This window comes from Nocardioides sp., assembly GCF_036267815.1.
Taxonomy (GTDB): Bacteria; Actinomycetota; Actinomycetes; order Propionibacteriales; family Nocardioidaceae; genus Nocardioides.
Genome location: NZ_DATAVI010000014.1, coordinates 1 through 7,800, shown reverse-complemented (window position 1 = coordinate 7,800; position 7,800 = coordinate 1). Strand labels below are relative to the sequence as shown.

General features: G+C 68.9%; 10 protein-coding genes and 1 pseudogene. 2 read left to right on the top strand and 9 right to left on the bottom strand.

Features of this window, described 5'->3' with window-relative positions; genetic code table 11:
• A partial coding sequence (locus tag VHW64_RS02975; protein ID WP_329649018.1) for a hypothetical protein occupies window positions 1-599 on the top strand: 599 nt, incomplete at its 5' end.
• Between the two features lie 397 nt (window positions 600-996).
• Here the strand turns inward: VHW64_RS02975 and VHW64_RS02970 are convergent.
• The 3 genes from VHW64_RS02970 to VHW64_RS02960 all read right to left on the bottom strand — a co-directional run bounded on the left by VHW64_RS02970 (window position 997) and on the right by VHW64_RS02960 (window position 4,180).
• Window positions 997-2,223, bottom strand: a complete 1,227-nt coding sequence (locus tag VHW64_RS02970; RefSeq protein WP_329649017.1) for a hypothetical protein — start codon at window positions 2,221-2,223, stop codon at window positions 997-999.
• Between the two features lie 833 nt (window positions 2,224-3,056).
• On the bottom strand, window positions 3,057-3,500 hold the full coding sequence (locus VHW64_RS02965; RefSeq protein WP_329649016.1) for a hypothetical protein: 444 nt from the start codon (window positions 3,498-3,500) through the stop codon (window positions 3,057-3,059).
• 554 nt (window positions 3,501-4,054) lie between these two features.
• Window positions 4,055-4,180, bottom strand: coding sequence for a hypothetical protein (locus VHW64_RS02960; RefSeq protein WP_329649015.1), 126 nt, complete (start codon window positions 4,178-4,180; stop codon window positions 4,055-4,057).
• Between the two features lie 48 nt (window positions 4,181-4,228).
• Here VHW64_RS02960 and VHW64_RS02955 point away from each other — a divergent pair, with 48 nt between their 5' ends.
• Window positions 4,229-4,747: an NUDIX domain-containing protein gene (locus tag VHW64_RS02955; protein ID WP_329649014.1), complete on the top strand. Its 519-nt coding sequence runs from the start codon at window positions 4,229-4,231 to the stop codon at window positions 4,745-4,747.
• A 382-nt stretch (window positions 4,748-5,129) separates the two neighbouring features.
• On the opposite strand, the gene VHW64_RS02950 is transcribed toward VHW64_RS02955, so the two are convergent.
• From VHW64_RS02950 to VHW64_RS02930, 6 genes and pseudogenes are all read right to left on the bottom strand, one after another.
• Complete coding sequence (locus VHW64_RS02950) at window positions 5,130-5,438, bottom strand: hypothetical protein (RefSeq protein WP_329649013.1); 309 nt, start codon at window positions 5,436-5,438, stop codon at window positions 5,130-5,132.
• Between the two features lie 43 nt (window positions 5,439-5,481).
• Window positions 5,482-5,742 (bottom strand): annotated as a pseudogene (locus tag VHW64_RS20245) (ATP-binding cassette domain-containing protein); the annotation flags it as partial.
• A complete protein-coding gene (locus VHW64_RS02945; protein WP_329649012.1) occupies window positions 5,739-6,143 on the bottom strand; it encodes a GntR family transcriptional regulator in 405 nt (134 codons plus the stop codon). The pseudogene VHW64_RS20245 and the gene VHW64_RS02945, both read right to left, overlap by 4 nt.
• Before the next feature lie 226 nt (window positions 6,144-6,369).
• Window positions 6,370-6,654, bottom strand: a complete 285-nt coding sequence (locus VHW64_RS02940) for a hypothetical protein (protein WP_329649011.1) — start codon at window positions 6,652-6,654, stop codon at window positions 6,370-6,372.
• A 267-nt stretch (window positions 6,655-6,921) separates the two neighbouring features.
• Window positions 6,922-7,431, bottom strand: coding sequence for a hypothetical protein (locus VHW64_RS02935; RefSeq protein ID WP_329649010.1), 510 nt, complete (start codon window positions 7,429-7,431; stop codon window positions 6,922-6,924).
• 220 nt (window positions 7,432-7,651) lie between these two features.
• Window positions 7,652-7,800, bottom strand: a 149-nt coding sequence (locus tag VHW64_RS02930; protein WP_329649019.1) for a DUF4235 domain-containing protein, incomplete at its 5' end; no start/stop codon positions are given.

Sequence of the window (7,800 nt, the reverse complement as noted above, 5' to 3'; positions counted from 1 at the left end):
ACAACCTTCGGGACACCGGCATCGTCATACCCGGCGAGAGCGGCCTCGGCCCGGAAGGACGAACCATGAATCGACGTCACGCTGTTCCCGCCATTGCAGCACTGCTGAGTTGCCTGGCCACTGCCGCACCCGCGCTCGGGGCCGGCCAGCAAGGCGAGCGCTCGGCCCTCGGCACCCACCTGAGGTACCGCACGGTCACCTGGACGTCTCAGGGCGCAGACATGAGCATCACGGCGCCGAGAAGCTGGCCCATCGTCCTCACCCCCGAGGGCCAGGCTCGCTTCAACGCGCGCGCACGACCCGACGTGCTCGCCATGGGCTACCGCGGAGAGGGAGCCCTGCGTCCCCAGCTCAAGAGCAAGGTCGCAGCCCTGCAAGGGACGTCGGGCTTGCATGTCATCAAGGTCCGCGGGCACGGCCGAGGCGACGCCGCCAGCGGCGAGCTGCGCTACCGCTGGACGCCACCCGGCGGCGAGACCCGTTTCGTGGACTACCGCTACCAGGGAGACGACGCGTACATGGTCGCTGGCCGGCTCCGCGACCGCGAAGGGCTCAAAGCAGTGCTCGCGACCGCAACCAGCACCGGAGAGTGCAGCTGACCGACAGCCTCCGTCACCTGACGGCATCCCTGACAGAAGTTCCTGCTGCCGCACCTCGCAACCTCGACGCTTTCTGTCCGCTTCACCGAAACCATGCCGGCTGACGTCCGGGGGACGGCGATCCTGGTCCATGGTTGGCCGGATGCCGCCCGGGGGTGGGATCCCTGAGGAATGCCCTGGCGCAGGGCGGATGGCGAGTGCTCGTCTCGGACCTGCGTGGACACGGCGAGACCCCCTTATCCGATCCCACGACGGTGCGCGATGGCTCGGGGCCCGCCCTCGCCCAGTACGTCATCGACCTGATGGCCGTGATGGGCTGGAGCGCGTGGCCGTTGTCGGGCACGACTGGGGGCGCGCACGGCGTACACGCTGGCTGCGCTCTTCCCTGCGAGAAGGCTCAGCCGCCCAACGTCCAGCTGGTCAGCCCGTCGTGCCTGGTGACCGAGTTGGGATCGAGCTCGCCGACTCCCATGCAGAACTTCGTCGTCGGACAGTCGAGCGCGGTCATCCTCACCGCGTAGTAGTGCGCCGGGATCTTGGGCCTGGCCACCGCCCACTTTCCACTCGCAGCGTTCCACCGGGCGACGTAGGGGCGGTAGTAGCCGCCGACCGTGTAGCACGACCTCGTCGTGGGACACGAGACCTGGTCCAAGCCTCTGGAATGGTCGCGTGCCTTGGGCATGGTGTGCCAGGTGCGCCGGGCCCACAGCTCCGAGTGCGTGGAGGTCCCGACCGGGCCGGTGGTGGTTCCGCCGACGGCGACGCAGTCCTTGGCGGTCGGGCAGTCGATGTCGTCGAGGTACTTGCCCTTGCCGGCTCGCTTGACCGACCAGTGGTGGCCGTTCCACGTCGCAACCTTCGGCCCGTCGGGGGTGGCCCGGCAATGACTCAGGTTGGCGCAGGAGAGGTCATGCAGGTCCGCGGTGACGCCGCTCGTCCTCGGCACCGGGCCCAACCGGGACCAGCCGGTGCCGTCGAAGCGGAAGAGGCCGCCGCGGTGCTTCTTGCTGCCGGTGGAGGCGACCGCGTCGCATCGCTCGACCTTGGGGCACGAGATCCCGTCCAGGTAGCCGGTCCCGTCGTTGAGCTGGAAGGCGTCGGTGAACAGTGCCTCCCAAGCGACACCGTCGTAGACCGCGGCATAGGGATAGCTGCGGACCCCGTTGGGGAACCTTGTGCTGGGGCTGCCGTAGACCGTGAAGTTGCCGACTGCGAGACACCAGTTGGCGGCCGGGCATGACACCCGCTCGAGATAGAAGTCGTGATACGGGCGAGCCGTCGCGGGAGCCGGCGCCGTCATCGAGTCCCACCTCGTTCCGTTCCAGTGCTCGATCAGTGGCGCGTACACGAAGTCGTTGTGGTACTCCCCCACGGCCATGCACGAGCGAGCGCTCGCGCAGGAGACCGAGGTCAACGTGTCGGGCGCCAGCGTCGACTGCCAGTCCGCTGGGAACGGAACGGCCTTGCGATGCCAACCCTTCGCGCCGACCGCCTTGGTCGGAGAGGACTTCTCACCCCACGCCGACGGGTTGCCGATCAGGCTGGCACCCAGCAGCCCGGCAACGGTCAGCGCCAGAGCTGCTCTCGCGGGGCCTCGCCGCGGGCCCAGGCAGGGAAAACCCACTGCCAACCTCCCCCCAGAAGTGTGAAACGCTCGAAACTAGCACCGAGTGAATCGGCGTTGCAATGCACTCGGTGTCAGCCCCGACTTGGCGGCTCTACTGCATGCCGCCCGCACTCCAGCCCGCGTGGCGTGTCAGATCGGTGCGCAGGGTCATCAACTCACGGTCGACTTTGCAGGCCTTGGCGCACTGGGTGTCGCAGACAGCCCTCCACATGCGTGCAACCCGCGATGGGAACCCGGCTATCGGGCGCCGGAAGAGGAGCGACATGATCCCTCCTGGTGTGTTGCGAGAAACTTCCCGCAAGGCGAGTCTACGACTTGAACGCTCCTGTGGCACCTGTGCCCGGCACCCCTTTGCAGCAGCCGGCAGCGGCGACGCGACCGCTCCTAGGCCGGCACACGAGTCCGCAGCCGGGTCACGACGGGAACCCGTCGCTCAAAGGTCCCGTGCGGTTCGCCGCTGCCAAGGCCAGGGCACACGCCGACATCGCGCAGGGTCTCCCGTGGCCCTGCTTCGGTCTCTACGGGTGCAAGACAGGCTCCCATTCGTCGGACTACGTCAAATCCCCCGCTGAAGCGGGGGATTTGGCACTTCCTGGCCGCTGCAACCCCCAAGAAGTGCCAACTGGGGCCAGGAAGTGTGACCCGTGGGACTCCAGCCTCCGGTCCTCGGTCTCGATCGTGACGGGTGTCGGCAGTGTCCCTGCCGGCGAGTCGGTGGCAGACGCCGTTCTCGACCAGGGTTGCAGGGACAGCATCGTCTCGAAAGCCTGGACCGTTCAGGTGCTGCCGGCCGGCCGGGACGAGCACGCTCCGGGGAGGGTGCTCCCGTCTCAGGACTGGTGGTACCTGACAACCCTGCTGTCCGCCGTGAAGCACTGGTGGACCCCAGAGCGCTCGGGACCATTGAGTTTGTGCCGGCTCCCGCAGCCGAAGTACGCCTCTTGCGTTGCGGCGGCGAGACGCCACCTCCCATCCGCCCTGGCCCAGAGCGTGTTCGGAGCGCTAGACACACCCTGGTAGCCCGCCGCGAAGCCCTGGGTGTCGTACTTCCGGATGAACACACCTCCGGTGCTTCCGCAGATGCTCTCCGGAGCGATCTTGTGCCCGTACCTCGCGGCCCAGCGACAGAAGCTGCGTGGCGTGCCGGTCAGATACTTGTTCGCTTGCTTCCTGTTGTGCATCGCGTGACGCCCGGGGAAATGGATCACGGAGCCGGACGACACACTGGCCCGGGACAGCGGCGTCAGCGTGAGCACCACGGTAGTGGCAAACACGGGAATGACGCTGCGGGGTGCGCAACCGAGCCTCCTCCGATCGGTCACAGATGATAGGCCGCGACTTCGGGGTCGGATAGCTTGGCGGCCGACCGACGCATAGGAGCTCGCGGAGCCGACGTGCGAGGAGCGGGCGCCAACCCGAGATCGGAGGCCGTCACCTCCGTCGCCTTCGGTGGCGCCCGCTCCTGCTTCGGCCGGGAGGCACGAAGCTGTCACGGGGAACAACGCCGTCGTGGGCGTCGGGTCACTCAGCCGCGGGTAAAGCTTCTGGGGGTTGCCTGGCAACGGCCGCAGGTTGAGCGCACCGACTCCGAGCCCCGACAACGCCCGCCGATCCGCGGGGAGTGGGTGAGGCGGGCGCTGCGTGAGGTGTCCCGGCTCCAACGTAGGTGACTCGTGCAAGCGACGACCGGCCTGGGCCGGGTCGGCGTAGACCTGGTGCCCCTCAAAGCCGTACGGCGACGGATCCGAGTCGGCGCTCAAGCCCGGCGGCCTGCGGTTTGGTGAGCTTGCCCGAGATGCGCAGCATCCCCTGTTGGCTTGGCCAGGAGTCAAGAACGCTCGGTTGGCGAGGTCTGAGCGGCCTCGGTCGGCGTGCCCGAGAACAGGTAGTCCGACACGACATCGATCTTGCCGTTGACGACAATCCATCGCACGAGCATGACCAGGGCGCCCACCTGGCAGCCGGCTTGCGGGCTCGGCCCCGACGCGCCGAAGATCTATGTGTGAGCGAGACGTCTGCCGCGGGGAGCCTGAGACGTGCCGTCAGGGCGATCATCCTGGCCGAAGAGGACCGAGTCCTGTTGTGCCGATTCAGCGTCCCGCACCCCGCGGTGCCGACGGACGCACCAGGCGTGTGGGCAGCCCCCGGCGGCGGCATCGAGCCCGGCGAGCTGACGCTGGCCGCACTGCGCCGGGAACTGCTCGAGGAGACCGGGCTCGTCGTCGACGCCGACCCGCCTCACGTCTGGCACCAGGAGGTCGCCGCGCCTGGCCTCGCGGACGGCTACGACGGGGTGGTCAACGACTACTTCCTGGTCCGCACGGCGCGTTTCGAACCCCGCGGCGCGCTGACCGATGACGACCTCGCGGCCGAGCACATCAGCGAGCTGCGTTGGTGGCGGTACAGCGACATCGTCGAGTACGACGGACCCGACCTGTTCTCACCGCGTGCCATCGGAGCACCGCTGGCGGCGCTGATCGCCGGCGACATCCCGAGCACTCCCGTGATGCTCGGCCTGTGATGCTCGGCCTGTGATCTCGCTGGGCACGAGACGTCCGCAGTGCGTACCTACCAACGACACCCGGCCCCGTGGTCGGGCACGGATGGGACGCTGAGTCGCTGCCACCGCGATGCACCGACCCGGGGGGAGTCAGGCGGTCCTGCGTCGCACGAGCCAGAACACCGTGCCCAGGAGCACTACCGACAGCACGACCAGCCAGCTGGCCTCGATCCACTGGAACGCCCAGTATCGCCCTTCCGGCTGGTACGTCGTGACCTGGCGATAGCCGTGCTGGAGCAGGGCCTGGAGCGGGTCGGTCCCGCCGGGGTCGCGTGGACCCTGATGCTGTGGTCACCCACCTGGGCGCCGTAGGACTCCAGGATCCGGTCGACCTGCGCGTTGGTCACCGGGACACCGTCCTTCGCTGCGAGACCTGCACTGCGTGCGAGGGAACGTTCAGGCTGGTGGTGCGCAACGGGGCGACGTAGTGGTCGCGAAGATGCTCGGCAGCCAGGTACGCGAGGCCGAACCAGACCGCGAACGCGGTCGCCAGCGCCGGCAGGACCCGCCGCCAGACGACGCCGGCCAGCGCTCCGAGCGCGAACCCGAGCACTGCCCAGCCACCGGCGGCGATGCCGGTCGACCCGAACGTCGCCGAGTCGAGTCGGCTGGCGATGCCGTAGTCGACCAGGGGCTGCTGGCGCCATTCCACGACGGCCCCGAAGGCGCAGCAGGTCGACGACCGACAGGTTCCGATAGAGCGGCATCTCCTGGGAGACGTAGGCGATCCCGTCCAGGGCGGCGGGTGAGCCCGCTCGGTGGCCGCCGAGCACGGTGGTGTCACCGGCCGTGGGGACGGTGAGGCCGACGATCATGTTCAGCAGCGTGGACTTGCCGGCGCCGTTGGGCCCGATCAGCGCGACCAGGCGACCCTCGGGAATGGTGAGGTCGCAGTCTCTCAAGGCCCACGTCGCGCCGTAGCGGCGGCCGAGGGCGGCGGTCTCGATGACGTTCACCGGGCGCCCCCGCTTGCCCTTGCCGACTCGCCGCGATCGGTCGCTGCGTCGCGGCGCTCAGAGAAATCCCGCATGGTGCTCGTGACCAGAGCGGCGATCGCGCCGTCGTCCAGGCCGGCGGCGTCCGCCTTCGCGAGCCAGGTGCGCAGACCCCCTCGCAGCTCGATGAGCTCGGGCAGAGTGACGTCGGCCAGGTCGGCGTCGATGAAGGTGCCACGTCCCGGGCGCCCGGAGGCGAGGCCCTTGTGCTCCAGGTCGCGGTACGCCTTGAGCACCGTGGTTCGGTTGATGGCCAGGTCGGTGACGACCTCGCGGACCTTGGGCAGCTGGTCGCCAGGTTTGAGGTAGCCGAGCCGCAACGCGTGTTCGACTTGCTGGACGAGCTGGAGGTAGGCGGGCACCCCGCAGGTCGGGTCGAGCCGGAAGGCGACCGGCGAGAGCCTTCCGCTGCGCCCTGTTTACCTAATGTCATAGGTTAGGGGCACATCTTCGGCACTGGAGTGCAAGAGACCCGCGAACGCTTCGACCCGACGTCACACGCGCTGGTCCGGCGCCACCGGAGCATGGGGACGGGCTCCCGCGCGGACGAGGTTCTCTCGGGGGCGACCCAGGGCGGGACTCCTCGACCTAGACGGGCTGCAACGTGGCGTGAGCAGGAAGGTGGCTCGCGGGCTCGTAGTCCTCCGACCTCGGCTCGGCGGGGACCGCGCCGTGGACACGCACGGCTGAGATGCTCTCCAGCCTCACCACCGAGTGCTCGCACTCCTCGTCGAGGTCGAGCAGGACGCCGTAGCCGTCGAGAGCGGCGACGCGGCCCTCGAGCCAGTGACTCTCGACGAGCACAGCGACCTGGCGCCCGTTGTCGTGTGCTCGACGCAGGGCGGTTCCGATCGTGTACAGCGTCGAGCTCATGCCGCACCACCCGAGCCGTACGACGGCGCGCACCAGGCGTGCCTCGCGTCGGTCGGCTGGCGCGACATCACCGGCCGGAGGATGGCAGCTGAGGGAACCATGCGGTGCTCCAAGTGTCCGAGAGGGCGCTGCGCTGGAGGGCAGCGGGCCCAGCCAGGCTAAGAAAGTCTCAAGCCATTCCGGGCGGATTGGCCCATCGGGACCCGAACGATCTGGTGGACTAGTTCGTCCTGACTACCGAGCCCAACGCTTCCTAGTCCAGGCGGGTCAATGCCGAGCGCGACGCTCCCCGGGTGCGGCTGGCGGACGTGCGGGGTCGGGAACAATCACCGTCGTGCGGGTGATGCTGACGTCGCTGAGATGCGCCAAGGGCGATCTGTGGGGCAACCTGGCTCGCCATCGTGTCGCTGGTGAAGATCGCGTCGGAGTCGGCCAGCTGTCGACCGTCGCGGCGACGAGCTCGGGCCGCGCCTTGTGCTCGGGGTTGTCGACGGTCCGTCGTAGCGGGCCCTTGCGTCCCGACTCGTACGCCGGTCGGCCGGCTCGAGCTGGGCGGCGCTGCCAGTTCTGGCAGGTGGACCGCGCCTCCTCGAGGTGCTTGGTTTCCGCCTTGGCGACCATGGGCAGCAGCGCCTGAAGCCGCGCGCGGGCGTCGCCGACGAAGACGACATCGACCAGCGTACGACGATCGATGTGGGCGCCGCGGAGGTCGAGCTGGATGACGCGCTCTCCGGGCGGTAGCAAGTCGCGGTAGGCGAAGTCGGTGCCGAGCAGCACCAGCGTGACGCAGCCGTCGAAGGCGACAGCGCTGGCGTGATTCCCGATGAGCCGGACTGACCCACCTCACAGGGCTTGCCGTGGTCAAAGCCGTCTCTTGCCTGAGCGTGAGGACGATGGGCGCGCTACCCGTTCGGCGAGCTCGAGGAGCTCGGCGCAGGCGGGTAGAGCGCCCTGGCCAACCAGCAAGGTGACTGGCCGCATGCCCGCCGCGTCGAGGTCACTCTTCCGGCCAATCGCCGGTCCACCGCTCGAAGGCACGCGCGCCGCCGCGGTCGATGAGTGCCTTCACGACGGAGTAGATCGCGCCCTGGATGAGGGCGGCGAGGAGGACCTTGCGGAGGCGGTAGCCGGAGGCGAGCGGCTTGG

What these genes read in the sequence shown, in the direction of transcription:
- VHW64_RS02940 (WP_329649011.1), bottom strand. Translation starts at nt 6,654, where the DNA reads ATGAGCTCGACGCTGTACACGATCGGAACCGCCCTGCGTCGAGCACAC.